This window comes from Rugamonas brunnea, from assembly GCF_014042345.1.
GTDB classification, from domain to species: Bacteria; Pseudomonadota; Gammaproteobacteria; order Burkholderiales; family Burkholderiaceae_D; genus Rugamonas; species Rugamonas brunnea.
Map to the genome: position 1 here is coordinate 156,415 of NZ_JACEZT010000003.1, position 23,575 is coordinate 179,989.

26 protein-coding genes are annotated in these 23,575 nt (G+C 62.8%); 7 read left to right on the forward strand and 19 right to left on the reverse strand.

Translation table 11 applies throughout. The features are described from left to right. Positions 1 to 13: 13 nt before the first annotated feature. A complete protein-coding gene (locus tag H3H37_RS06450) occupies positions 14 to 619 on the reverse strand; it encodes a glutathione peroxidase (protein ID WP_229218691.1) in 606 nt (201 codons plus the stop codon). A gap of 305 nt (positions 620 to 924) precedes the next feature. On the opposite strand from H3H37_RS06450, the gene H3H37_RS06455 reads away from it, so the two are divergent. Together H3H37_RS06455 and H3H37_RS06460 are read left to right on the forward strand one after the other, a co-directional pair. Next, the gene (locus H3H37_RS06455) at positions 925 to 2,067 is read left to right on the forward strand and encodes an extracellular catalytic domain type 2 short-chain-length polyhydroxyalkanoate depolymerase (protein WP_229218692.1); all 1,143 of its coding nucleotides are present in this window, start codon (positions 925 to 927) and stop codon (positions 2,065 to 2,067) included. Between the two features lie 33 nt (positions 2,068 to 2,100). Next, positions 2,101 to 2,562, forward strand: coding sequence for a hypothetical protein (locus H3H37_RS06460; protein ID WP_182160824.1), 462 nt, complete (start codon positions 2,101 to 2,103; stop codon positions 2,560 to 2,562). Positions 2,563 to 2,566: 4 nt separating this feature from the next. Here the strand turns inward: H3H37_RS06460 and H3H37_RS06465 are convergent, their stop codons facing one another. From H3H37_RS06465 to H3H37_RS06475, 3 genes are all read right to left on the reverse strand, one after another. Then, entirely contained in the window at positions 2,567 to 3,409 is an 843-nt protein-coding gene (locus H3H37_RS06465) for a PPK2 family polyphosphate kinase (protein ID WP_182160825.1), read from the reverse strand. A 119-nt stretch (positions 3,410 to 3,528) separates the two neighbouring features. Beyond that, positions 3,529 to 5,145: an NAD(P)-binding protein gene (locus H3H37_RS06470; protein WP_182160826.1), complete on the reverse strand. Its 1,617-nt coding sequence runs from the start codon at positions 5,143 to 5,145 to the stop codon at positions 3,529 to 3,531. Then, positions 5,145 to 6,656: a polyamine aminopropyltransferase gene (locus tag H3H37_RS06475; RefSeq protein ID WP_182160827.1), complete on the reverse strand. Its 1,512-nt coding sequence runs from the start codon at positions 6,654 to 6,656 to the stop codon at positions 5,145 to 5,147. Before H3H37_RS06475 ends, H3H37_RS06470 begins: the two co-directional genes overlap by 1 nt. Before the next feature lie 65 nt (positions 6,657 to 6,721). On the opposite strand from H3H37_RS06475, the gene H3H37_RS06480 reads away from it, so the two are divergent. Genes H3H37_RS06480 through speD form a run of 5 tightly spaced genes read left to right on the forward strand, consistent with a single transcriptional unit; the run spans position 6,722 to position 10,243 of the window. Beyond that, the gene (locus H3H37_RS06480; protein ID WP_311197416.1) at positions 6,722 to 7,108 is read left to right on the forward strand and encodes a DUF350 domain-containing protein; all 387 of its coding nucleotides are present in this window, start codon (positions 6,722 to 6,724) and stop codon (positions 7,106 to 7,108) included. A gap of 20 nt (positions 7,109 to 7,128) precedes the next feature. Beyond that, positions 7,129 to 8,175, forward strand: coding sequence for an SPFH domain-containing protein (locus H3H37_RS06485; RefSeq protein ID WP_182160828.1), 1,047 nt, complete (start codon positions 7,129 to 7,131; stop codon positions 8,173 to 8,175). 9 nt (positions 8,176 to 8,184) lie between these two features. Then, positions 8,185 to 9,654, forward strand: coding sequence for a DUF4178 domain-containing protein (locus H3H37_RS06490; RefSeq protein ID WP_182160829.1), 1,470 nt, complete (start codon positions 8,185 to 8,187; stop codon positions 9,652 to 9,654). Positions 9,655 to 9,671: 17 nt separating this feature from the next. Continuing rightward, positions 9,672 to 9,845, forward strand: a complete 174-nt coding sequence (locus H3H37_RS06495; RefSeq protein WP_182160830.1) for a hypothetical protein — start codon at positions 9,672 to 9,674, stop codon at positions 9,843 to 9,845. Continuing rightward, positions 9,842 to 10,243 (forward strand): adenosylmethionine decarboxylase, encoded by a 402-nt coding sequence (gene speD / locus H3H37_RS06500; RefSeq protein WP_182160831.1) that lies wholly within the window; start codon positions 9,842 to 9,844, stop codon positions 10,241 to 10,243. The genes H3H37_RS06495 and speD overlap by 4 nt, the downstream gene beginning before the upstream one ends. Before the next feature lie 21 nt (positions 10,244 to 10,264). Here the strand turns inward: speD and H3H37_RS06505 are convergent, their stop codons facing one another. The 15 genes from H3H37_RS06505 to mnmG all read right to left on the reverse strand — a co-directional run bounded on the left by H3H37_RS06505 (position 10,265) and on the right by mnmG (position 23,570). Continuing rightward, positions 10,265 to 10,897 (reverse strand): glutathione S-transferase family protein, encoded by a 633-nt coding sequence (locus H3H37_RS06505; protein ID WP_182160832.1) that lies wholly within the window; start codon positions 10,895 to 10,897, stop codon positions 10,265 to 10,267. 155 nt (positions 10,898 to 11,052) lie between these two features. Beyond that, complete coding sequence (locus H3H37_RS06510; RefSeq protein WP_182160833.1) at positions 11,053 to 11,508, reverse strand: hypothetical protein; 456 nt, start codon at positions 11,506 to 11,508, stop codon at positions 11,053 to 11,055. Between the two features lie 210 nt (positions 11,509 to 11,718). After that, entirely contained in the window at positions 11,719 to 12,141 is a 423-nt protein-coding gene (locus H3H37_RS06515; RefSeq protein WP_182160834.1) for a F0F1 ATP synthase subunit epsilon, read from the reverse strand. 61 nt (positions 12,142 to 12,202) lie between these two features. Further along, complete coding sequence (atpD, locus tag H3H37_RS06520; RefSeq protein WP_182160835.1) at positions 12,203 to 13,603, reverse strand: F0F1 ATP synthase subunit beta; 1,401 nt, start codon at positions 13,601 to 13,603, stop codon at positions 12,203 to 12,205. A 32-nt stretch (positions 13,604 to 13,635) separates the two neighbouring features. After that, a complete protein-coding gene (gene atpG / locus H3H37_RS06525; protein ID WP_182160836.1) occupies positions 13,636 to 14,511 on the reverse strand; it encodes a F0F1 ATP synthase subunit gamma in 876 nt (291 codons plus the stop codon). Positions 14,512 to 14,572: 61 nt separating this feature from the next. Then, positions 14,573 to 16,114 carry a F0F1 ATP synthase subunit alpha gene (atpA, locus tag H3H37_RS06530; protein WP_182160837.1) on the reverse strand — a complete coding sequence of 514 codons (1,542 nt, stop codon included), beginning with the start codon at positions 16,112 to 16,114 and terminating at the stop codon, positions 14,573 to 14,575. A 67-nt stretch (positions 16,115 to 16,181) separates the two neighbouring features. Next, positions 16,182 to 16,727 (reverse strand): F0F1 ATP synthase subunit delta, encoded by a 546-nt coding sequence (locus H3H37_RS06535; protein ID WP_182160838.1) that lies wholly within the window; start codon positions 16,725 to 16,727, stop codon positions 16,182 to 16,184. A gap of 2 nt (positions 16,728 to 16,729) precedes the next feature. Next, on the reverse strand, positions 16,730 to 17,200 hold the full coding sequence (locus H3H37_RS06540) for a F0F1 ATP synthase subunit B (protein WP_182160839.1): 471 nt from the start codon (positions 17,198 to 17,200) through the stop codon (positions 16,730 to 16,732). A gap of 43 nt (positions 17,201 to 17,243) precedes the next feature. Next, on the reverse strand, positions 17,244 to 17,525 hold the full coding sequence (atpE, locus tag H3H37_RS06545) for a F0F1 ATP synthase subunit C (RefSeq protein WP_182160840.1): 282 nt from the start codon (positions 17,523 to 17,525) through the stop codon (positions 17,244 to 17,246). Between the two features lie 64 nt (positions 17,526 to 17,589). Continuing rightward, positions 17,590 to 18,396 (reverse strand): F0F1 ATP synthase subunit A, encoded by an 807-nt coding sequence (atpB, locus tag H3H37_RS06550; protein WP_182160841.1) that lies wholly within the window; start codon positions 18,394 to 18,396, stop codon positions 17,590 to 17,592. A gap of 21 nt (positions 18,397 to 18,417) precedes the next feature. Next, positions 18,418 to 18,786 (reverse strand): ATP synthase subunit I, encoded by a 369-nt coding sequence (locus tag H3H37_RS06555; protein WP_311197417.1) that lies wholly within the window; start codon positions 18,784 to 18,786, stop codon positions 18,418 to 18,420. 389 nt (positions 18,787 to 19,175) lie between these two features. Further along, on the reverse strand, positions 19,176 to 20,063 hold the full coding sequence (locus H3H37_RS06560; protein WP_182160842.1) for a ParB/RepB/Spo0J family partition protein: 888 nt from the start codon (positions 20,061 to 20,063) through the stop codon (positions 19,176 to 19,178). A gap of 14 nt (positions 20,064 to 20,077) precedes the next feature. Then, positions 20,078 to 20,848, reverse strand: a complete 771-nt coding sequence (locus tag H3H37_RS06565; protein ID WP_182160843.1) for a ParA family protein — start codon at positions 20,846 to 20,848, stop codon at positions 20,078 to 20,080. Between the two features lie 146 nt (positions 20,849 to 20,994). Next, on the reverse strand, positions 20,995 to 21,642 hold the full coding sequence (gene rsmG / locus H3H37_RS06570) for a 16S rRNA (guanine(527)-N(7))-methyltransferase RsmG (RefSeq protein ID WP_182161008.1): 648 nt from the start codon (positions 21,640 to 21,642) through the stop codon (positions 20,995 to 20,997). Further along, a complete protein-coding gene (mnmG, locus tag H3H37_RS06575; RefSeq protein ID WP_182160844.1) occupies positions 21,642 to 23,570 on the reverse strand; it encodes a tRNA uridine-5-carboxymethylaminomethyl(34) synthesis enzyme MnmG in 1,929 nt (642 codons plus the stop codon). The genes rsmG and mnmG overlap by 1 nt, the downstream gene beginning before the upstream one ends. Between the last annotated feature and the right edge of the window lie 5 nt (positions 23,571 to 23,575).

Below are 23,575 nucleotides of genomic sequence, written 5' to 3' on the forward strand. Positions count from 1 at the left end.
CCCTGTTCATGGTTTATTGTGCCAGCGCCTGTTCAACCGCCGTCACCAGTTCCTGGTCGGCCGGGTTGACCTTGCTGGGGAAGCTGCCGACCACCCTGCCTTTGCGGTCGATCAGGTATTTGTGGAAATTCCACGCCGGCGCCGTGCCGGTGAGCCTGATCAGGTTCACGTACAGCGGATTCGGATGCTCGCCGTGCACGACGGACTTGGCGAACATGGGGAACTTGACGCCATAGGTGTTGTAGCAGAAATCGGCGATCTGCTTGCTGTTACCGGGCTCCTGCTTGCCGAAGTCGTTCGACGGGAAGCCCAGCACCACCAGACCCTTGGGGGCGTACTTGGCGTACATGGCTTCCAGCCCTTCGTACTGGTAGGTGAAGCCGCAGTAGCTGGCCGTGTTCACCACCAGCACCACCTTGCCCGCGTACTGGCACAAGTCCTGCGGCGCCTCGTCCTGCAGGCGGTTGAAGGTCTGCCGGAGGATGGCGGGGCAATTACCGGCGCCGGCTGCTGCCACGGGTGCGGCTGGCGCGGCGGCGGCAGCGTGGGCCGGTGCGGCGCCCAGCAAAGCGCTGGCCAGCGCGGAAAGCAGGTACAGTTTAACGGTCATTGTGGACATGTTGGCGACAACTTGGAGTGAATTGACGACCCATTCTATGTCAAACCGGCGCCACATGTGCGATCGGGGCGACGATTGGCTCGGTGCGCACGATCATCGGCGCGGTTGAGCAAGATTAAACCGCCGCCGCGCTCCTCGCCCACAATGGCAGTTCCGGCTCTCCCCGCACCTGTCCACCGGAGTCTTCCATGTTACTGCGCGTATTACTTCGCCTCGCACTTCGCCGATTACTTCGCCTGTGCCTGCTGATGTCCTGCTGCCTGGGGCTGCTGCCAGCCAGCGCACAGGTGGTGTCACTGCCGGCCATGCAAACAGCCAACGTCAGCGTGTCCGGCCTGTCCTCGGGCGGCTTCATGGCGGTCCAGTTCGACGTGGCCTATTCCGCCAGCGTGATGGGCGCCGGCGTCGTGGCCGGCGGGCCATACTACTGCGCCCGTGGCAGCGTGGCCAAGGCCACCACCATCTGCAGTTGCACGGGCACGCCCTATTCCTGCCAGGTGGCGCCCGGCGGCACGGGCGTGAACAGCCTGGTCAAGCTGACCGACCAGAACGCGGCCAACGGCACGGTCGACCCCACGGCAGGGCTGGCCAGCCACCGCATCTGGATGCTGTCCGGCACGGCCGACTCCGTCGTCCCCCAGGCCGTGATGAACGACCTGCAAACCTACTACCGCCACTACATCAACACCGCCAACATCTTCTACAAGCAGGACTTGCCAGCCCAGCACGCCATGCCCACGGACAACTACGGCAACAGCTGCGACAAGCTCGGTTCGCCCTACATCAACAACTGCGGCTACGACGCGGCCGGGGAACTGCTCAAATGGATTTACGGCAGCCTGAACAACCGCGCCAGCGCCAGCCCGGCCGGCCGCTTCATCGAATTCGACCAGTCGGAATTCCTGTCCGACCCGACCTCGCACGGAATGGCCGCCAGCGGCTACCTGTACGTGCCGCCCGGCTGCGACAGCAACGGCGGCCAGGGTTGCCGCCTGCACGTGGTGTTCCACGGTTGCCTGCAGGACACGGGCAGCGTCGGCGACACCTACCTGCGCCACGCCGGCTACAACGCCTGGGCCGACAGCAACCGCATCGTGCTGTTGTATCCGCAGGCGGCGCCCATCTACCCGCTGACCAACCCGAACGCCTGCTGGGACTGGTTCAACTATGACGACGCGCACTACGCCCAGAAAGGTGGCCACCAGATGGCTGCCGTCAAACAGATGGTGGACCGCCTGACGGGCGGTGCAGCCCCACCGCCGCCGCCGCCAACCCAGTGCTTCACTTCCAGCAATCGCGACCACGTGCTGGCCGGCCGCGCGCACGACAGCCTGTTCCGCGCGCTGGCCAACGGCTCTAACCAGAACATGGGATTGGACAACATCTTCATCCACAGCACGCTCAAGCGCACGGGCCCCAATTTCTACGTGGTCGGCAGTTGTCCCTGACGCCGGCCCTTGCATGCCACCACAGGAGGGTATATGTATCCGATGCAATGGTTTTGGGCGCCCCAGTTGCACTTCCCGTGGAGTGGCGGGGTGGCCCAGCAGATTGAACTGGACCGCTTCTTCGACGCCATCCCGCCCGAGGCGGGCGACGGCAAGATCGAGCGCAAGGCGTTCGACGTGGCGTCCTACGGCCGCCAGCTCGGCTGGATTTCAGAAGTGCTGCTGGATCTTGCCAAGGTGACCCCACCCTCCTCCATTCCGGCGCGTAAGGCGCTGGAAAGCCTGACGGTGGCGGACCAGGAGATCCAGCACATCAAGCATGCCGAGGACGCGTGCCGGCTCGCGATGACGGCCCAGACCATCACCGACGCCGTCGTCACCCTGCGCGCGCGCGACGGCGAGCAATTCCGCCTGCTGTGCGACCGGCTGCTGCCACTGCTGCAAGCGCCACCTGCACTGGAAACGCCCGTCCTGCTGGCGGCCGGCGGACTATGAACCGCTAGTCGACCGTGATGGCCGTTAGTGCCGGATCGGGCGCTGGGAAATTCAGCTTCATGGCCGTCAGCGTTTCCAGCAGGATGGCGGCGATCACCAGGTTGCGGTGGGTCTTGGAATTGGCCGGCACCACGTACCATGGCGCATGTTCAGCGTCCGTGGCGCGGATCGCTTGCTCGTAGGCGCGCTGGTAATCGTCCCACTTCTCGCGCTGGGCCAGGTCGGTGGGATTGAATTTCCACTGCTTGTTGGGATCGTCGAGCCGCTCCTGCAAGCGTTGCCGCTGCTCCTCGCGCGAAATGTGCAGGAACACCTTGATGATCACGGTGCCGTTCTCGGCCAGCATGCGCTCGAAATCGCGGATCTGCGCGTAGCGGCGCCGGCATTCGCGCCCGTCGATCCAGCCTTGCACCTTGGTGATCAGCACGTCCTCGTAATGGCTGCGGTTGAAAATGGCGATCTCGCCCTTCACCGGCACTTGCTGGTGCACGCGCCACAGGTAGTCGTGCGCCAGTTCGATGTCGGTCGGCTGGCGGAACGCCACGGCCCGTATGCCCATGGGATTGATCATGCTGAACATGGTGCGCACGGTGCCATCCTTGCCGGCCGTGTCCATGCCCTGCAACACCAGCAACACCTGCTGCTTGCGCTGCGCGTACAGCATCATCTGCAATTCCGACACCCGTTCGATCAGGCTGGCCGTGTGGCGCTGGTCCTGCGCCTTGGCCTTGGCCTTGCTCAGCTTGGGATTGGCCGCGCGGCTCGACAGCGCGCTGTCGTCCGCGTCCTCCTCGCGCAATTTGAGCTTGGCGTGGGCACGGAAGCGGCTGCGGGCGGATGCTGGCATGGTGGTGGACTCCTCTCGGGTGCTCATTCTCGTCATGGCGCGCCGGCCGGCGCAGCTTGTGCCAACTAGCGTAACAGATCAGTACGCCAGCTGTCTGCTCCGATCGCGGCGGAACGGGATCAGGCGGGACGGGCCGCCAGCCGCGCGGCGCGGTCGCCCCACCACGCCGCTTCCTCGAACACGGAAAAGCCGGACAGGTCGGCATGGGCGAACAGGATGGGTCCCTCGGCCTCGCGCAGCGCCTGCAATCCGGCGTTGGCGCGGAAGCCGGGCAACGGCGCCGCCATCGCATGGCCGCGCAGGGTGATGTCGACGCGCTCCACGCACAATGCGAAATTAGCGCCGTAGGCCGTCTTCAGATCGACGCTGGCCAGCGCCAGCAATTCTTCCGGGCTGGCCGAATTGAGCCAGCGGCGCGCCTGCTGCGGCGTGCGGTCCGACAGCGCGGTGTAGGCGCTGAACACGGTTTTTTCCGGCGGCCGCACGCGGATATCCTGGTGGGTGGAGACGACGAAACCGAGCCCCGGTTCCTGGTACACCACGTTATCCCACGACAGCGGCTGCGCCGGCCGCTCGTCCGGGAAGCGCTTGAGCAGGAAATTGGCCACCATCCACGGCGCGTACTGTGGCATGTGGCGCGCCGGGTCGAAGCCGTAGCTGGCCATGTCGCGCACCACGCGCGCCGCGACCATCAACGGCATGGCGCAGATGGCCTTGCGCGCCCGCACCAGGTAGCTGCGCGGCTGGCCACCTTCGAACCGGAAGCACAAGGCCTCCACCGCGCCGGCCTTGCGTTCGATGGAGACGGCCGTCCCGGCGAGGCGCCGAATCCCTGAGGCCTCGCCCATGGCCCTGGCCAGCGGCTGCAGCCCGCCCGGCCACGTGAGCCATGCGCCGTTGCCGGCATTGGCGGCCTGCCCCCAGCGGCTGCAGTAGTAGTGCAGCCCGGCCCAGGCCGACACCTTGTCGTAGCGCGTGCCGTAATCGTCGCGGCAGCAGTAGTTCAGATACCAGTGCAGCGTGGGGGAACGGTAACCGTTCCGGTCCAGCCACTGCTTGAGCGTGTAGCCATCGAGCGCCTGCCATTCCGCATCCTCCGACGACATCACGGTGGGGAACACGAAGATGCGCCGCCCATCGGTGCCGCGCAGCTGGCGCAGGCGGTGCACCTCCGCGAAAAAGCGCGCATGCTCGTCCAGCTCCCAGCGCGGCACGCCATCGGTGGGAATGAAGCCGTCCTGCCAGCGGCCGTTATACAGCAAGCGCTCCTCCGGCGCGTGCAGGATAAAACGCTCGTCGTAGTAAGGCTTCTCGGCCATCGCATCGCGTTGAATGATGCCCAGGTCGGCCAGCAGCTCGCGCACGTGCACCGACTCCGGCGACGGCAGCGGCAGATAGTGCGCGCCGGTGGGAAATTCCAGTTCGCCGAACGCGCCGCCGAGCGCATTGCCGTAGGGCTGGGGGCCATCGATCATCAACGCATCCTGTCCGCCCAGCTTGCGCAGGCGCCAGGCCGCCATCAACCCGCCGATGCCGGAGCCGAAAATGGCGATATCCGTCTCCACCACCTCCGACGGCGGCGGCAGCGCGCGCCGGTCGCGCAGGAAGTGCCCTTCATCGCGGCCCGGATAGTGGACGGTGGGCGTGATCTCCTGCCAGCGCTGGAAGCCGGCCACGCTGCCGGCGGCGGCCAGCCCGCTGGCGGCGGCCCACAGCAGGAAGGAACGGCGCTCCATCAGCGGATCACCCGCCGCCAGTCCTGTTCGAACTCGCGCACCAGCGATTGCGTGTTGAGGCGGTTGGGCTCCATCGGCAGGCGCTGCATATCGGGCGGGAAGATGAACATTTCGCGCGTGGTGTCCGCGTTCAGGTAGCGCATGGGCAGCCGATACGACGCGGGCGGCTTGAAATCGAGCTGCGGCGAAGCGAGGATGAAGCCCCACTCGCCGAACGACGGCACATAGGCGTGGTAAGGCCAGGTGCGCAGCCCCACTTCGCGCAGCGTGGCGTCCACCGTCCAGTAGGCGTGCGGCGCGAAGAACGGCGATGTCGATTGCACCACGATCAGGCCATTGGCCGCCAGGTGGCGCTTGACCATGCCGTAGAACGGCACCGAATACAGTTTGCCCAGCGCGAAGCTGGATGGATCGGGGAAGTCGACGATGGCCGCGTCGAACAGTTCATCGTTGTGCTGCAGCCAGATGGCCGCGTCGGCGTTGATCACGCGCACCCGCTTGTCGCTGAACGAGCCGTGATTGAGCTTGACCAGTTCCGGCCGCGTGGTGAAGGCGCCCGTCATGGCCGGGTCCAGGTCCACCAGCGTGACCTGCTCGATATTCGGATAGCGCAGGATTTCGCGCAGCGCCAGGCCGTCGCCGCCGCCCAGCACCAGCACCCGGCGCGCCCACGGCAAGGCCTGCAGGGCCGGATGCACGAGCGCCTCGTGGTAGCGGTATTCATCGCGCGACGAGAACTGCAGGTTGCCGTTGATGTACAGCCGCAGGTCGTCCTTCCAGCGCGTGATCACCAGCCGCTGGTAGGGCGTGGTGGTGGAGTAGATGATTTCATCGCCGAACAGGCCATGTTCGCCCCAGTAGGTCATACGGTCGGCCAGCGCGAAGCCGAACACCAGCACGCACATCACGGCGCTGGCGCGCAGCAGCCGGCCGCCAAGGTTGGCCAGCTCCTGGCGGAAGGTGACGATGGTCCACAGTGCCACGCCCACGTTCAGCATGCCGAACAAAAAGCCCGTGCGCACCAAACCCAGGTAGGGCGCCAGCACCAAAGGGAACAGCAGCGACACGGCCAGCGCGCCCAGGTAGTCGAAGGTGAGCACGCGGCTCACCAGCTCATTGAATTCAGTCTGGCGCGCATTGAGGGCCCGCATCACCAGCGGCACCTCCATGCCCACCAGCGCGCCGACCAGGAACACCAGCACGTACAGCAAGGTGCGGAACGGCGCCGCCATCCACGAAAAGGTGAGGAACAGGGCCGCCGCCGACACCCCGCCGATCAGGCCCACGGCCAGTTCGATGTCCACGAAGCGGGCCAGCACGTCGTCGTCGCGCACGAACTTGGAAAAATGCGCGCCCACGCCCATGGCGAACAAATAACAGCCGATAATGGTGGAGAATTGCAGGATCGAGTCGCCCAGCAGGTAACTCGACAGCGCGCCGGCGATCAACTCGTACGCCAGGCCGCAGGAAGCGACCACAAAAACGGAAAGAATCAGAATTTTTTTGGTCATTGACGCGCTTTTGCACTAAGATTGATTTGGGTTATCAAGTTAACCACTTTAACCGAAGGTACGCCGTGTCCGCCATCCTAAACTATCTGATTCACCTGGTGCTGGCCGCCGCGCTGCTGGCCGCGTTCTTCGCGGCCTACACCCGCATGACGCCGTTCGACGAAGTGCTGCTGATCCGCCAGGGCAACCATGCGGCCGCCCTGTCGCTGGGCGGCGCGCTACTGGGCTTTTCCGCCACCATCGGCTCGGCCCTGCTGCACACGGCGGACTACCGCGAATTTTTCGCCTGGGCGTTCGGCGCCATGGTGGTGCAGATGCTGGCCTATGCCGTCACCACCCGGCTGCTGCGCATGTCCAAGGACCACATCGAGGCCAACAACGGCGCCTTCGGCGGTTTGCTGGGCGCCATTTCGCTGTCGATCGGCGTGATCAACGGCGCGTGCATTTCCTAATTTTTGCGAAGGACTCCATCATGGGCATCGGCAGCTTTATCAAGAAGCAGTTTATCGACGTACTGCAGTGGAACGAGGACGTGGACGGCGTGCTGTCGTGGCGCTACCCGATGCAGGACTTCGAGATCCAGAACGGCGGCGTGCTGATCGTGCGCGAATCGCAGATGGCGGTGTTCGTCAACGAAGGCCAGGTGGCCGACGTGTTCGGCCCCGGCACCTACAAGCTCACCACGCAAACCCTGCCGCTGCTGACCAACCTGAAAAACTGGGACAAGCTGTTCGCCTCCCCGTTCAAGTCGGACGTGTATTTCTTCAGCACCCGCGTGCAGACCGGCCGCAAATGGGGCACGCCGCAGCCCATCACCATCCGCGACAAGGACTTCGACATGATCCGGGTGCGCGCCTTCGGCATGTACTCGTACCGGGTGGCCGATCCGCGCCTGTTCTTCAAGGAGATCAGCGGCACGCGCGACAGCTACACGCGCGACCAGGTGGAAGACCAGCTGCGCGGCATCCTGATGGCGACCATGGCCAGCTCGCTGGGCGGCGCCAACGTGCCCTTCCTCGACATGGCGGCCAACCAGGCGCTGATGGCGCAACAGGTCAAGGGCGACCTGGCCACGGCCTTCGCCCGTTACGGCATCGGCCTCGATGAATTCAATGTGGCCTCCGTCAGCCTGCCGGAAGAACTGCAGGCCGCGCTGGACGAGCGCATCTCGGCCGGCATGAAGGGCGGCATGAGCGCCGACAAGATGGCCGGTTTCACCAAGTACCAGGCGGCCAGCGCCATCCCGCTGGCGGCCCAGAACGAGGGCGGCATGGCCGGCATCGGCGTCGGCCTGGGCGCCGGCGTCACGCTGGGTCAGACCATGGGCCAGGCGCTGGGCGCGGCCCTGAATCCAGCGACCGCGCCGGCCGCCGCACCGGCACCTGCCGCTGCGGCCCCGGCCGAAGACAGCATCGAAGCGCGGCTGGAAAAACTGAAAGGCCTGCTCGACAAAGGCTTGATCTCTGCCGCCGACTACGACAGCACCAAGGCCGAACTGCTCAAGAAACTGATAGGCTAAGCCGACTACATGCAAATCGTTTCCTGTCCCAGCTGCGGGGCGGAGGTCAAGTTCCGCTCGCACGCTTCCGTGATGGCCGTGTGCGAGTACTGCGGCACGAGCGTGCTCAAGGACGCCGACGCCGTCAAGGACCTGGGCAAGATGTCGTCCGTGCTGGAGGACTACTCGCCGATCCAGATCGGCACGGCCGGTGTGCTGGGCGGGCGCCATTTCACGGTGGTCGGCCGCATCCAGCTCAAGTACGACGCCGGCCTGTGGAACGAGTGGTATCTGCTATACGACGATGGCGCCACGGCCTGGCTGGGCGATTCCTCCGGCATGTTCACCATCACCACCGAGCGCCAGGTGGAAGGCCCCCTGCCCGCCTTCGAGCAACTGGCGCCGGGGCGCAACGTCCCGATCGGCGGCGAGTACTACACGGCGGCCGAAATCCGCACCGCCGACTGCATCGGCGGCCAAGGCGAACTGCCGTTCAAGGTGGGACAGGGCTGGCAGGCGAAAGTGGCCGACTTCCGGCGCGGCGCCACCTTCCTCACGCTCGACTATTCGGACAGCCCGCGCCCCGTGGTCTACACCGGCCTGGCCGTCACGCTCGACAGCCTGCAATGCCAGCTGCTGCGCGACGACGACCAGATCCAGCGCAGCGCCGGCCGCTACCGGGGCAAGCTCGACGCGCTCGACTGCCCGTCCTGCGGCAGCCCCATCAAATACCTGCCCGGCATGACGGCCCACCTGGTCTGCCCCGCCTGCCAGGCGCAAGTGGACGCGGCCAGCCCCAAGGCCCAGGTGCTGGCGGCCGGCGAGCGCGTGGCCACCGTCGCCACCACGCTGGAACTGGGCGCCCAGGCCAAGCTCAACAACCAGGACTACACGGCCATCGGCGTCATGCGCCGCGCCGACGACGAGGGCACGCAGTGGACCGAATACCTGCTGTACGCGCCGCGCGCCGGCTTCTCCTGGCTGGTGGAGACGGATGAAGGCTGGTGGCGCGCCAACGTCATGCCCGAGTGGCCCCAGTTCGGCGGACCGTCCGGGCAAGACGTGATGGTGGATAAGTCGCCGTTCCGCAAGCTGTACGAATATGGCGCGCGCGTTACCTTCGCGGCCGGGGCCTTCAACTGGCGGGTGCAGGTGGGCGACCAGTGCCACGTAGCCGAGTTCTCCAGCGGCCAGGTACGGCTGGCGGTGGAGACGACGGACGCGGAAATGACGTGGTCCCGTTCCACTCCCGTACCCGTGGATCAGTTGCGCGCCTGGTTCGGCGAACAGTTCCACGGCCGCGCGCCGGCGCCGGGCGCGCCGTTCCAGCACCAGCGCTACCAGAGCGTGGCCAAGAAATTCATCATGGTCATGCTGGCGATAAACGCCGTGCCGCTGCTGGCCAATTTCTCCCGTACCTGGGCCTTGAGTGCGCTGGGCGCACTGGCGCTGTACCTGCCAGCCGTTTTCCTCGACTCCTACGACGACAGCAAGAAATAGCGGAACAAGTTAAGCACATGAGCAAATACGTCATCTACGCCCTGGTCGTCACCATGTTCACCTCGTGTTCGACATGGGTACGCAGCTTTAGCGGCAGCAACTACGGCGGCGGCGGCAGCAGCTGGAGCTCGCACACGGGCGGCGGCGGCGGCAGCTTCGGCGGCGGCTCCGGCGGAGGTGGCCACAAATGAACGTGCAAGCCCGGGAGCAGCCGCCCCGGTCCACGCCGGCGCCGCATCAGGCGGCCGGCGTCCACCTGCTGGCCGACCTGGGCGGCATCGCGGCGGACCGGCTCAGCGCCTGCGGGCGCATCGAACACTTGCTGCGCGCGGCGGCGGACGCGGCCGGCGCGCGCGTGCTGCACAGCCATTTCCATGGTTTTGGCGAGGGGCTGGGTGTGACGGGGGTGGTGCTGCTGGCCGAGTCGCACATCTCCATCCACACCTGGCCGGAGGCGGGATTTGCCGCCGTCGACATCTTCATGTGCGGCCAGGCGCAGCCGGAGTTAGCGCTCGCTATCATCGCAGAGGCCTTGCAGCCTCAATCACGCACGCTCAACACCATACGCCGCGCGGTGCCGGCAGCGTAAGCGCAGCGCCGCACCCTGCACTCAGGCGGGCAGATTCTGGGCCGCCACCAGTTCCGCATCCTTGGCGTTGGCGGCGATATAGGCCGGGCGCGCTTGAATCCGCTCGATATAAGCCGCAATGGCGGGCGTCTTGGGGATCAGCCCGAACGCCGTGATCCAGGTCAGCGCCGTGCCCCACAGCACGTCGGCCGCCGTGAACCTGTCGCCCAGCAGGTAAGGTCCTGTTTCCAACTGATCCGTGAGGGTTTTCAGCATGGTGTCCCAGTCGCCCCAAGGGCACATGGACGGCGGTGCCGGCGGATGCTTCAAGGCCCGGTCGCACAGGGCCGGTTCGAAGCTGGAGCCATAGAACGCGATCCATCGCAGATACGGCCCCCGCAACGGATCGCCGATGGCCGGCGCCAGCCCCGCTTCCGGATACAGGTCGGCAAGGTAGAGGTAGACGGCCACCTGCTCCGTCACCAGCGCGCCATCGTGCAGCACGGCCGGCACCTTGCCCATGGGATTGACCGCCAGGTATTCCGGCTGGCGCTGCTCGCCCGCCTTCATGTTCAGCACGTGGAGCGTGTAATCGGCCTGCAGTTCATGCACCAGCACCAGGGTACCGGTCGAACGCGACTGGGGAGCGTGAAACAGGGTGAAATGGCGTGACATGGTGAGCTCCGTATCGGGGAGGATGAGAAGCTTATAATATCAGCAACGTTGGGCGGAAAACCCGGCGCACGGCAGTCTGCGCAAAAGAAAAGGGGGAACGTCACACCATCGATTGCGTGATGGTGTCGCGTTCCCCCGCTTGCTGACTAAACGACTTAGTTGGTTTTGACCGGAACATCCGCCGCCGAAACAGGTGCCAGCGGGGCGTTCTTCGGGATACCGGCGCTGTCGACCTGGCGCAGCACCACGGTGATGTTAGCTGGATAGTCGAAGCCGGCACCGGTGTTGCGGTCGACGATGTAGCCGATGCCGCCACCCAGCAGGATATTGCCCCAGACAGCGCCGTTCGACTTCGAGACGGCCGTGGCAGTGCCCGCGTAGCGGTCCTTCTTGCAGTCGATGGCCAGGTCGCCCGTGCTCTTGTGGACAGTGACGGTGGCAGGCGAAGTCAGGAACCAGGTGCCCGTATCGTTGCTCAAGGTGCAGCCCAGACCGGCGACTTCCTGGTTCTCGAAGATGGTCTTGATGGCCACCGGCTGCAGTTTTTCGCCGGCGACCGAGGCGCATCCGGTCACGGCCAGTACGCCGATCAATCCAATAAGGTGTTTCATATTTTTCCCTGTGATGTGGTTAGTTTTTGTGTTTTGGACAAGCGCTAGCACAATAGCTTATCCGGGATGATTGAAAACTAACCAATATTCACTTTGCGGAAATATTATTTTTCTGTAGACAACACTGCGGCCGGGGCCTCGGGCGCTGGCGGCGCTGGACGAAAAAAAAGGCAGCCGAAGCTGCCTTTCTTGTGTGCCGCATGACGATGCTTAGTGCTTCGCGCGCAGCTTGGCGATGGCGGCCAGCTGGCCGATCGCGCTTGCCAGTTCGGCTTGCGCCTTGGCGTAGTCGATGGCGCCGGTGTTGTTGGCCAGTGCTTCCTCGGCCAGCTTCTTGGCGGCCGTCGCTTTCGCTTCGTCCAGATCGTGACCACGGATCGCGGTGTCGGCCAGCACCGTCACGGCGTTCGGCTGCACTTCCAGCAGGCCGCCAGCGACGAAGACAAATTCTTCCTCAGCTTGACCTGGTACCTGGATGCGCACCGCGCCCGGACGGATGCGGGTGATCAGCGGCGTGTGCTTGGGGTAGATACCCAGCTCGCCCTGTTCGCCCGGCAACGCGACGAATTCGGCTTCACCGGAGAAGATCTGCTCTTCGGCGGAAACCACGTCAACGTGAATAGTGTTTGCCATGTGTGTCCTGTCGGGTTGAAGCGGCGCCGCCCGGGGGGCGGCGCCGCGCCAGACTCAATGATTAGTTGAGCTTCTTGGCTTTTTCGATGGCTTCTTCGATCGTGCCGACCATGTAGAACGCTTGTTCTGGCAGGTGATCGAGTTCGCCGGAAGCGATCATCTTGAAGCCCTTGATCGTGTCCTTCAGCGAAACGTATTTACCTGGCGAGCCGGTAAACACTTCAGCGACGTGGAATGGCTGCGACAGGAAACGCTGCATCTTACGGGCGCGGGCCACCAGCAGTTTGTCTTCCGGTGCCAGTTCGTCCATACCCAGAATCGCGATAATGTCACGCAGTTCCTTGTAGCGCTGCAGCGTGCCTTGCACGGCGCGGGCGGTGTCGTAGTGGTCCTGGCCCACGACCAGCGGGTCCAGCTGGCGCGAGGTCGAATCCAGCGGGTCCACGGCAGGGTAGATACCCAGCGAGGCGATGTCACGCGACAGCACGACGGTCGAATCCAGGTGGCCGAAGGTGGTGGCTGGCGACGGGTCGGTCAAGTCATCCGCAGGGACGTACACGGCCTGGATCGAGGTGATCGAACCGGTCTTGGTCGAGGTGATACGCTCTTGCAGGCGGCCCATTTCTTCGGCCAGGGTAGGCTGGTAACCCACGGCGGAAGGCATACGGCCCAGCAGTGCCGACACTTCGGTACCGGCCAGCGTGAAGCGGTAGATGTTGTCGACGAAGAACAGCACGTCCTTGCCTTCGTCACGGAACGATTCCGCGATCGTCAGGCCGGTCAGCGCCACGCGCAGACGGTTGCCTGGTGGTTCGTTCATCTGACCGTAGACCATCGCCACTTTCGAGTTGGCGGGGTTTTCCAGGTCCACCACTTTGGCGTCGGCCATTTCGTGGTAGAAGTCGTTACCTTCACGGGTACGCTCACCGACGCCGGCGAACACGGACAGACCCGAGTGCGCTTTTGCGATGTTGTTGATCAGTTCCATCATGTTCACGGTCTTGCCCACACCTGCACCGCCGAACAGACCCACTTTACCGCCCTTGGCGAACGGGCACACCAGGTCAATCACCTTGATGCCGGTTTCCAGCAGATCCTGCGATGGCGACAGTTCGTCGTATGCAGGCGGGGTACGGTGGATCGATGCGATCTGGTCGTGTGCGACCGGGCCGCATTCGTCGATCGGGTTGCCCAGCACGTCCATGATGCGGCCCAGCGTGGCTTTACCCACAGGCACCATGATCGGCTTGCCGGTGTTCTGGATGCTCATGCCGCGACGCAGACCGTCCGACGAACCCAGAGCAATGGTACGGACCACGCCGTCGCCCAGCTGTTGTTGAACTTCCAGGGTCAGCTCGGAGCCTTCCATTTTCAAGGCATCGAATACCTTGGGCATCGCGTTGCGGGGAAACTCAACGTCCACCACAGCGCCGATACACTGAACGATTTTGCCATCAGCCATGTTCGTTCCTTCAAATATAGTTAAATTCGTATTTAAACCGCCGCCGCACCGGCAACGATTTCAGAGAGTTCTTTGGTAATCGCAGCTTGGCGCGTCTTGTTGTAGATCAGCTTCAGTTCGCCGATCACATTGCCGGCGTTGTCGCTGGCCGCCTTCATCGCCACCATACGCGCCGATTGCTCGGACGCCAGGTTTTCCGCCACTGCCTGGTACACCAGCGCTTCCACATAGCGCTCCAGCAGTTCATCGATCACGGTCGCAGCGTCGGGCTCGTAAATGTAATCCCACGAATGGTTACCTTTGTCGCCTTGCTTCTTGCCCGCTGGCAGGGGCAGCAGCTGCTCCACCATCGGTTCCTGCTTCATCGTGTTAATGAACTTGGTGTAGCACAGGTAGACGGCGTCGAGCTGGCCGTTCTGGAACTGCTCGAGCATGACCTTCACAGGTCCGATCAGCTTGTCCAGGTGCGGCGTGTCGCCGATCTGGGTAGCCTGGGCCACCACAGGAACGCCTACGCGATTCAAAAACCCCAAACCCTTGTTACCGATAGCTACCGCAGCAATCTTGTTGCCAGCCGTTTCCAGCTCGCGCGTCTTCGACGTCACCAGGCGCAGCACGTTGGTGTTCAGGCCACCGCACAGACCCTTGTCGGTCGTGACGATGATGAAGCCCACCGCTTTTGCTGCCACGCTCTGCTCTTCAGCGAGGAACGGGTGCGTGTATTCCGGATTGGCGGTTGCCAGATTGGCGGCGATATTACGAATCTTGTCACTGTAGGGACGGGCGGCGCGCATACGATCCTGCGCCTTGCGCATTTTCGATGCGGCGACCATTTCCATCGCCTTGGTGATCTTCTTCGTATTCTCTACGCTCTTGATCTTGCCACGTATCTCTTTGCCTACTGCCATGAGTCCTTACTCCTTCTGCGCTGGGGGCGGCCCGCCGCCGTAACGGGGGGCCGCCGTATGCTTAAAATGCGCCGGATTTCTTGAAATCAGCAATGGCGGCCGACAGCGCAGCTTCGCCGTCCTTGTCCAGTTGCTTGGTTTCTTCGATCTTGGCCAGCAGCGCAGCTTGCTTGGTCTTCAGGTACGAATGCAGACCGGCTTCGAATGGCAGCACTTTCTTGACTGGGACGTCGTCCAGGTAGCCCTTGTTCACGGCGAACAGCGAGGCGCCCATCAGCGAAATCGACAGCGGCGAGTATTGCGCCTGCTTCAGCAGTTCGGTCACGCGGGCACCGCGGTCCAGCTGCTTACGGGTCGATTCGTCCAGGTCGGAAGCGAACTGCGCGAACGCAGCCAGCTCACGGTACTGCGCCAAGTCGGTACGGATACCGCCGGACAGGTTTTTGATGACCTTGGTCTGGGCGGCGCCACCGACGCGCGACACGGAAATACCGGCGTTAATCGCAGGACGGATACCGGCGTTGAACAGCGAGGTTTCCAGGAAGATCTGACCGTCGGTAATCGAAATCACGTTGGTCGGCACGAATGCGGACACGTCGCCAGCCTGGGTTTCGATGATCGGCAGTGCCGTCAGCGAACCGGTCTTGCCCTTGACGGCGCCACCGGTGAAGGCTTCCACGTAGTCGGCGTTCACGCGGGCTGCGCGTTCCAGCAGACGGCTGTGCAGGTAGAACACGTCGCCTGGGTACGCTTCGCGGCCTGGTGGGCGGCGCAGCAGCAGCGAGATCTGACGGTAGGCCACAGCTTGCTTGGACAGGTCATCGTAGACGATCAGCGCGTCTTCACCGCGGTCGCGGAAGTATTCGCCCATCGCGCAGCCCGAGTAGGCCGAGATGTACTGCATGGCAGCCGATTCGGCGGCCGAGGCGGCCACAACGATCGTGTACTCCATCGCGCCGTGCTGTTCCAGCGAACGCACGATGTTCTTGATGGTCGATGCCTTCTGGCCGATGGCGACGTAGATACACGTCATGCCCTGGCCCTTCTGGTTGATGATGGCGTCGACGGCAACGGCCGACTTACCGGTCTGGCGGTCGCCAATGATCAGCTCACGCTGGCCGCGGCCGATAGGCACCATGGCGTCGATCGACTTCAGGCCGGTCTGCATTGGCTGCGACACGGATTCACGGGCGATCACGCCCGGAGCGATCTTCTCGATTGGCGAGGTCAGCTTGGCGTCCACGGCGCCTTTGCCGTCGATTGGCTGGCCCAGCGCGTTGACCACACGGCCGCGCAGTTCAGGACCGACCGGCACTTCCAGAATGCGGCCGGTGCACTTGACCGTGTCGCCTTCCGAGATGTGCTCGTAAGCACCCAGAATCACGGCGCCGACGGAGTCGCGCTCCAGGTTCATTGCCAGACCGAAGGTGTTGCCAGGGAATTCCAGCATCTCGCCTTGCATCACTTCGGACAGGCCGTGGATGCGGCAGATACCGTCGGCAACGGAAATAACCGTGCCTTGGTTGCGCACTTCAGCGCCGCCGTCAAGGCCTTGGATCCGGCTCTTGATCAACTCGCTGATTTCAGATGGGTTGAGTTGCATACTAACTCCTAAAAGTGTTTCTCTCAGCTTGCGCGAGGGGAAGAATCTGTTCTAAGCAGGCGGTCCCTTAGGCCACCAGCGCAGCACGCATTTGCTGCAGCTTGGCGCGGACCGAAGTGTCGAGCACTTCATCGCCCACCACCACGCGCACGCCACCGATCAGCGATGGATCAACCGTGACGGCTGGATTGAGCTTGCGGCTGAATTTCTTCTCCAGCGTCGCGACCAGCTCGGCCACTTGTGCCGCGCTCAGCTCGAAGGCGCTGGAGATGGCTGCATCCGCCGCACCTTCCACGCTGTTTTTCAACAGCTGGAATTGCGCGCCGATTTCCGGCAGCAGACTGATGCGGCCGTTTTCGACCAGCATCGCCAGGAAGTTCTTGGCTTCCGTATTCAGCGGCGACTTCACCAGGGTGGTGATAGTGGCGATCACATCGCTCTCCGACACTTTCGGATTGCGGGCGAACGCTTGTACCTCGGGGTGGGTACCGATCTGGGCCAGTTCGGACACCAGTTCGGACCACGCCGCGAGGCTGAACGATTCCTTACCTGCTTGGGCTACGCGGAACAGGGCTTCCGCGTAGGGACGGGCGACGGTTGCGTTTTCTGCCATGATTACAGCTCGACAGCCAAGCGCGACAGCAGGTCGGCGTGGGCCGCTGCCGAAACTTCGCGCTTCAGGATTTGCTCGGCGCCCTTGACAGCCAGGTCAGCCACCTGAGCGCGCAGTGCTTCGCGAGCCTTGGCCACTTGCTGATCGGCGTCTGCCTTGGCTTGCGCAATGATGCGGTCCGCTTCGGCTTGTGCGTTCGCTTTGATTTCTTCCGCGACCAGTTGGGCACGCTTTTCAGCGTCCGCAACGCGTTGCGAAGCTTCTTCGCGTGCACCGGCCAGTGCTTCGGCCGCACGCTTCTCAGCCACGACCATGGCTTGCTGGCCTTGGTCAGCGGCGGCCAGACCGTCGGCGATACGCTTGGCACGCTCATCCAGCGCCGTGTTCAGCGCTGGAAATACGAACTTCATCGAAACCCAGACCAACACCGCGAAGGTGATCATCTGGCCGATGAGCGACATATTGATGTCCATACCTTTGCTCCTAACTAAAAGTTTCTCCTAGGGTTGGAGCAGATTACTTACCAGCAGCAGCGATGATGGCGCTCAGGAATGGGTTGTTGAAGGTGTACAGCAGAGCAACGCCGACGCCGATCATCGAGATCGCGTCCAGCAGACCGGCGATAACGAACAGTTTGGTTTGCAGTTGTGGCATCAGTTCAGGCTGACGTGCCGACGCTTCCAGGAACTTGCCGCCCAGAATAGCGAAACCCAGTGCGGTGCCGATGGCGCCCAGGCCGATGATGATAGCTGCTGCCAGAACGGTCATGCCTTGTACTTGTGCGATCAGAGCTTGCATTTATTTCTCCTAAGATTTTAAAAAAGACTACAGATACCAAAAAAATGAAAAAACGATTTGTTGCTTAGTGCTTCTCAACCGCGAGGCTCAGGTACACAACAGTCAACGCCATAAACACAAACGCTTGCAGGGTCACCACCAGGATGTGGAAGATTACCCATGGACCACCGAGCAGCCACTGCGCCCACCATGGCAGCAGAGCGATCAGAATGAAGATCAGTTCGCCGGCATACATGTTGCCGAACAATCGCAGCGACAGCGACAGTGGTTTTGCCAGCAGCTCGATCATCTGGAAGATGAAGTTGACGGGCGCCAGCACGATGGCCATGAAGCCATGCGCGTGGAATGGGGCCGTCAGCAGTTCCTTGAACCAGCCGCCCAGGCTCTTGGCCTTGATCGAGAAACCAATAATGCACAGCATGACGCCGAACGACATGCCGAAGGTGTGGTTGACGTCAGCCGTAGGCACTACGCGCAGCTTGTGCACGCCCAGGTAGCTGAACACCTTGGGCAGCAGGTCGACTGGCAGGAAGTCCATGGCGTTGAGCAGCCAGACCCACACGAAGATGGTGATGGCCAGCGGTGCGATGACCTTGCTCTTGGCGTGGAAAGCGGAATTGACGACTTCGTTCACCAATTCCATCACGGCTTCGACGAAGTTTTGCAGCTTGCCCGGCACACCGGCCGTGGCGCGGCGCGAGGCGAGCCAGAACACGCCCAGGAACACCAGGCCCAGGAAAGCGGAAATCCAGAACGTGTCCAGATTCCACATGCCATTGGCGTCGTGCAGGTGGCTCAGGTGGTGTTGGATATATTCGGTGGCATTCGCCGGCGCCCCGTGGGCCGCCTCAACAGCGTGTTCTGTGGTCATATAAGTAATAGATTTTGGTGATTAAACTGCGAGCAGTGAAAACCAGTAAGCCAGGGTTGCCACCGCGAAACCTAAGATCAGCCATAACCAAGAGGCCGACTGAAACAGCGCCAGTGCCAGTACGAACAGCACTACCGTGATAAAAATCTTTACGACTTCGGCGCGGATATGCATCCGAAAAGCTCGGTTGGCGTCATTTGAGCCGCCCGCGACGATCATCGCGTACATCAGACTCCCGATGACTGCGATTCCTCCGCCGTATGCGGCCGACCAACCTTTCAACGCGCCACTCATGGTTCCCACGAGCAACGCAAACCCAGTGGCGATAACCAGCTGGAGGGCGACAACTCGGTACACGGGTCGCGAAATACTTTGTTTTGTATCACTCACGAGCCGGTTTCCTAGAGATGCCGATATACCAAAGACACGGGATTATAAGTGTCTTTACGTACTAGCGTCAAACATTGCTGCACCGCAGCAGAGCATTTGCGGCTTGAAAGCGACGCTTTTAGAACCATATAACTAATATTTGCACCTTTTTGGGGCGCTTGATCCGAGGCAGTATTTTATGGGTTTTTGCTTATGTGAAACTGACAGCGGGACCGGTTTGCAACGGATTCTGTGGAAAAGATGGTTACAGTAGGATTTAGCCAACAGTCACAGCCGGGGCCGTCCGGCCGCGCCCGGAATTTATCCACATGGCAATTCCCGTTGCGGACGGAAGTTGCAAAAAGAAAAGGCGCCACGCGGGCGCCTTGCATTTTTGCAACAGTTGGTGCTCAGGCGCGCAAGCGGGCCAGCACCCCGTCCAGGATGTCGAGGTCGGCGAAGTCGATGATCATTTGACCACGGCCTTTGGCGCCCATCTTGAACACGACCGGCGTGGCCAGCGTGTCCGACAGTTCCTCTTCCAGCCGCAGGATGTCGCCCGACTTTTCCTTCTGGGCTTTTTCGGCCGGCTGGGCTTTTTGCTCCTCCAGCGTCTTGTTGACCAGCTTTTCCGTTTCCCGCACGGAAAGACGCTTGGCCACCACCAAGTTGGCCAGCGTGATCTGGGTGGCCGCGTCCACGGCCAGCAGCGCGCGCGCGTGGCCCATGTCGATGTCGCCGGCCATCAGCATGGTCTGCACCGGCGTTGCCAGATTCATCAGGCGCAGCAGGTTGCTGACGGCGCTGCGCGACCGTCCCACGGCCGTGGCCGCCTGTTCATGGGTGAAACTGAAATCCGTGATCAGGCGATGGATGCCCTGCGCTTCTTCCAGCGGATTCAAGTCTTCGCGCTGGATGTTCTCGATCAGCGCCATGGCGGCGGCCGCCTGATCGTCCACATCGCGCACCAACACCGGGAGTTGTTCCAGGCCCGCGATTTGTGCGGCGCGGAAGCGGCGTTCGCCGGCGATGATTTCGTACTTGGTCAGGCCGCTGGCCTTGTCCTTGCCGACCGGGCGCACCAGGATAGGCTGCATGATGCCCTGGGTCTTGATGGAAGCGGCCAGTTCCTGCAGACCGCCCTCGTCCATCCGGGTGCGGGGCTGGTATTTGCCCGCTTGCATTTGCGACACGGGCAATTCGGACGGCGTGCCCAGTGCCGGGTTGTTCAGGTCGCCATCGCCGCCGAGCAGCGCGTCCAGGCCGCGACCCAGGCCCTTGAGTTTTTTGGTTGCCATGCTAAAAACTTCCCTTACATTTTCTTGATGCGTTCCACCATCTCGGCGCCGAACGCGATGTACGCCTGCGCACCCTTGGATGATGGATCGAAGGTGACGCCCGGCAAACCGTACGATGGCGCTTCGGCCAGGCGCACGTTGCGCGGGATGATGGTGTTGAAGACCTTGTCGCCGAAGTGCTGCTCCAGCTGGGCCGACACTTGCTGCGACAGCGTCATGCGCGGATCGAACATCACGCGCAGCAGGCCGATGATCTTCAGATCCTGGTTCAGGTTGGCGTGCACCTTCTTGATGGTGTTGACCAGATCCGACAGCCCTTCCAGCGCGTAGTACTCGCACTGCATGGGGATGATCACGCCGTGCGCCGCGCACAGGCCGTTCAGCGTCAGCATCGACAGCGCGGGCGGGCAGTCGATCAGGATGAACTCGTAGTCCTTGTCCACCAGCGCCAGCGCATCCTTCAGGCGGCGCTCGCGGTTATCGAGCTCCACCATCTCCACCTCGGCGCCGGCCAGCTCGCGGTTCGATGGCAGCACGTCGAAGCGCCCTGCTTCCGAACGCTGGCGCGCGGTAGCGACATCGGATGTGCCCAGCATCACCTCGTAGGTGGAGGCGGCCAGTCCCGCCTTGTTGATGCCGGCGCCCATGGTGGCATTGCCCTGCGGGTCCAGGTCCACCAGCAGCACGCGCTGGTCCAGCTTGGCCAGGCCGGCCGCCAGGTTGACGCTGGTGGTGGTCTTGCCCACGCCGCCCTTTTGATTCGCTACGCAAAAAATTTTCGCCATGTATATTCTTATCAGGAGTTGCCGTATCTGCGCGGCCATCCTCATGGGATGTCCGGCGATACGATTAATATTATTTATACTATTACTACGGTATAAACGATTTATACTGTTTATACTGAATAAACCATTTAAACCATATAAATCGTTTACTCAGTTTTGGCGATGAACACCAGATGGCGCTCCGCGCCCAGCCCCGGCACCTCCAAAGGCTGTAATTTGCTCACTTTCCATGGTGCTGGCAGTCGCTCGCGCTCCTCTGCCGGGGCCACCCCTTTCAAGGCGATGAATTGCCCGCCCTCTTGCAGCAGGTGTCCCGACCAGTTGACGAAGTCGGACAGGTCCGCGAACGCCCGCGAGGTGATCACATCGAACGGCAGCTTCACTTGCAGCTGCTCCACCCGCATCGTGTACACGGTCACGTTGGCCAGGCCCAGCTCAGCCTTCACCTGGCTGAGGAAGGCCGTTTTCTTGTGCACGGTGTCGATCATCGACACTTTCATGTCCGGCCGCGCGATGGCCAGCACGATGCCGGGCAATCCGCCGCCCGCGCCCACGTCCAGCACGTTGCGCGCGCCTGCGAACGCCGGCACGGCGGCCAGCGAATCGAGCAGGTGCAGGGTCACCATCTGCATCGGGTCGCGCACCGACGTCAGGTTGTACACGCTGTTCCACTTGTTCAGCAGCGCCAGGTAGTCGAGCAGCTGTTCCACTTGCTGCCCGCTCAGGTCCAGGTGCATGGCCTTGATGCCGTCGTTCAGTACCTGCGACAGCGCGTTACGGTCAAACACCTTCATCAAGCTACCTCATCCTTGAGGGTGGCGAAACCGCCATACCCGGCTTTCTTCAAATGCACCAGCAGCAGCGAAATAGCAGCCGGCGTTACGCCGGAAATGCGCGATGCCTGGCCCAGCGTTTCAGGGCGCTGCGCGTGCAGCTTCTGCCGCACTTCCACCGACAAGGCCGTGATGTCCAGGTAGTTGAACGCTTCCGGCAGCTTGAGGTTTTCGTAGTGTTCGTGGCGCTCCACTTCGCGCGTCTGGCGGTCGATATAGCCCGAATACTTGAGCTGGATTTCCACCTGTTCGCGCACCGCGTCGTCGGTCACGCCGGGGCCGGCCAGCTCGCGGCCATCCACGCCGGACAGGCTCATCAACTTGTCGTAGGCCACACCGGGACGGCGCAGCAGATCAGCCAGCGAATACTCGCGCTCGATGGCCTGGCCAATCACACGCTCAGATTCCGCTGCCGCCAGGATGCGCGGGTTGACCCACGTGGAACGCAGCCGTTCCAGTTCCTGTGCCACGGCTTCGCGCTTGCGGTCGAATGCTTCCCACTGGGCATCACCCACGCAGCCGAGCTTGCGGCCGATTTCCGTCAGGCGCATGTCGGCATTGTCTTCACGCAGGCTCAGGCGGTACTCGGCGCGGCTGGTGAACATGCGGTACGGTTCCTGCACACCCTGCGTGACGAGGTCGTCGACCAGCACGCCCAGGTAGGCTTCGGAACGGCCCGGCGTCCACGACTCGCGGCCCGAGGTTTGCAGCGCCGCGTTGATACCGGCCAGCATGCCTTGCGCAGCCGCTTCCTCGTAGCCGGTGGTGCCGTTGATCTGGCCCGCGAAATACAGGCCTGAAATGGCCTTGGTTTCCAGCGAGGCCTTCAGGCCGCGCGGGTCGAAATAGTCGTACTCGATGGCATAGCCGGGGCGCAGGATGAAGGCGTTTTCCATGCCCTTCATCGAGCGCACCAGGTTCAGCTGCACATCGAATGGCAGGCTGGTGGAGATACCGTTCGGGTAGAACTCGTTGGTAGTCAGGCCTTCCGGCTCCAGGAAAATCTGGTGCGATTCCTTGGCCGAGAAGCGGTGGATCTTGTCCTCGATCGACGGGCAGTAGCGCGGGCCCACGCCCTCGATCACGCCCGTGTACATGGGGCTGCGGTCCAGGCCGGCGCGGATGATGTCGTGCGTCTGGCTGTTGGTGTGGGTGACCCAGCACGGCATCTGGCGCGGGTGCATGGCGGCGTTGCCCATCACGGAGAACACCGGCACCGGATCGAGGTCGCCCGGCTGTTCCGTCATGGCGGCGAAGTCGATGCTGCGGCCGTCGATGCGCGGCGGCGTGCCCGTCTTCAGGCGGCCTTGCGGCAGCTTCAGTTCCTTCAGGCGCGCCGACAGGGAAATGGCGGGCGGATCGCCAGCGCGGCCGGCCGAATAGTTTTGCAGGCCGACGTGGATCTTACCGTCGAGGAAAGTACCAGCCGTCAGCACCACGGCACGCGACACGAACTTCAGGCCGATCTGCGTGACGGCGCCGACCACGCGGTCGCCCTCCACCATCAGGTCGTCCACGGCTTGCTGGAACAGCCACAGGTTGGGCTGGTTCTCCAGCCGCGAACGGATGGCTTGCTTGTACAGCATGCGGTCGGCCTGGGCACGGGTGGCGCGCACGGCGGGCCCTTTGGAGGAATTAAGGATGCGGAACTGGATGCCCGATTCGTCGGTGGCGATGGCCATCGCGCCGCCCATGGCGTCGACTTCCTTGACCAGGTGGCCTTTGCCGATACCGCCGATGGACGGGTTGCACGACATCTGGCCCAGCGTCTCTATGTTGTGCGTCAACAGCAGAGTCTTCTGCCCCATGCGGGCGGAAGCAAGGGCCGCCTCGGTACCGGCGTGACCACCGCCGACAACGATGACGTCGAATTCAGTAGGAAATAACATGATGG

Bases quoted from the DNA above. Each gene is read 5' to 3' on its own strand.
- H3H37_RS06450 (WP_229218691.1), bottom strand. From the start codon at position 619: ATGTCCACAATGACCGTTAAACTGTACCTGCTTTCCGCGCTGGCCAGC.
- H3H37_RS06455 (WP_229218692.1), top strand. From the start codon at position 925: ATGCAAACAGCCAACGTCAGCGTGTCCGGCCTGTCCTCGGGCGGCTTC.
- H3H37_RS06460 (WP_182160824.1), top strand. From the start codon at position 2,101: ATGTATCCGATGCAATGGTTTTGGGCGCCCCAGTTGCACTTCCCGTGG.
- H3H37_RS06465 (WP_182160825.1), bottom strand. From the start codon at position 3,409: ATGCCAGCATCCGCCCGCAGCCGCTTCCGTGCCCACGCCAAGCTCAAA.
- H3H37_RS06470 (WP_182160826.1), bottom strand. From the start codon at position 5,145: ATGGAGCGCCGTTCCTTCCTGCTGTGGGCCGCCGCCAGCGGGCTGGCC.
- H3H37_RS06475 (WP_182160827.1), bottom strand. From the start codon at position 6,656: ATGACCAAAAAAATTCTGATTCTTTCCGTTTTTGTGGTCGCTTCCTGC.
- H3H37_RS06485 (WP_182160828.1), top strand. From the start codon at position 7,129: ATGGGCATCGGCAGCTTTATCAAGAAGCAGTTTATCGACGTACTGCAG.
- H3H37_RS06490 (WP_182160829.1), top strand. From the start codon at position 8,185: ATGCAAATCGTTTCCTGTCCCAGCTGCGGGGCGGAGGTCAAGTTCCGC.
- H3H37_RS06495 (WP_182160830.1), top strand. From the start codon at position 9,672: ATGAGCAAATACGTCATCTACGCCCTGGTCGTCACCATGTTCACCTCG.
- speD (WP_182160831.1), top strand. From the start codon at position 9,842: ATGAACGTGCAAGCCCGGGAGCAGCCGCCCCGGTCCACGCCGGCGCCG.
- H3H37_RS06505 (WP_182160832.1), bottom strand. From the start codon at position 10,897: ATGTCACGCCATTTCACCCTGTTTCACGCTCCCCAGTCGCGTTCGACC.
- H3H37_RS06510 (WP_182160833.1), bottom strand. From the start codon at position 11,508: ATGAAACACCTTATTGGATTGATCGGCGTACTGGCCGTGACCGGATGC.
- H3H37_RS06515 (WP_182160834.1), bottom strand. From the start codon at position 12,141: ATGGCAAACACTATTCACGTTGACGTGGTTTCCGCCGAAGAGCAGATC.
- atpD (WP_182160835.1), bottom strand. From the start codon at position 13,603: ATGGCTGATGGCAAAATCGTTCAGTGTATCGGCGCTGTGGTGGACGTT.
- atpG (WP_182160836.1), bottom strand. From the start codon at position 14,511: ATGGCAGTAGGCAAAGAGATACGTGGCAAGATCAAGAGCGTAGAGAAT.
- atpA (WP_182160837.1), bottom strand. From the start codon at position 16,114: ATGCAACTCAACCCATCTGAAATCAGCGAGTTGATCAAGAGCCGGATC.
- H3H37_RS06535 (WP_182160838.1), bottom strand. From the start codon at position 16,727: ATGGCAGAAAACGCAACCGTCGCCCGTCCCTACGCGGAAGCCCTGTTC.
- H3H37_RS06540 (WP_182160839.1), bottom strand. From the start codon at position 17,200: ATGGACATCAATATGTCGCTCATCGGCCAGATGATCACCTTCGCGGTG.
- atpE (WP_182160840.1), bottom strand. From the start codon at position 17,525: ATGCAAGCTCTGATCGCACAAGTACAAGGCATGACCGTTCTGGCAGCA.
- atpB (WP_182160841.1), bottom strand. From the start codon at position 18,396: ATGACCACAGAACACGCTGTTGAGGCGGCCCACGGGGCGCCGGCGAAT.
- H3H37_RS06560 (WP_182160842.1), bottom strand. From the start codon at position 20,063: ATGGCAACCAAAAAACTCAAGGGCCTGGGTCGCGGCCTGGACGCGCTG.
- H3H37_RS06565 (WP_182160843.1), bottom strand. From the start codon at position 20,848: ATGGCGAAAATTTTTTGCGTAGCGAATCAAAAGGGCGGCGTGGGCAAG.
- rsmG (WP_182161008.1), bottom strand. From the start codon at position 21,642: ATGAAGGTGTTTGACCGTAACGCGCTGTCGCAGGTACTGAACGACGGC.
- mnmG (WP_182160844.1), bottom strand. From the start codon at position 23,570: ATGTTATTTCCTACTGAATTCGACGTCATCGTTGTCGGCGGTGGTCAC.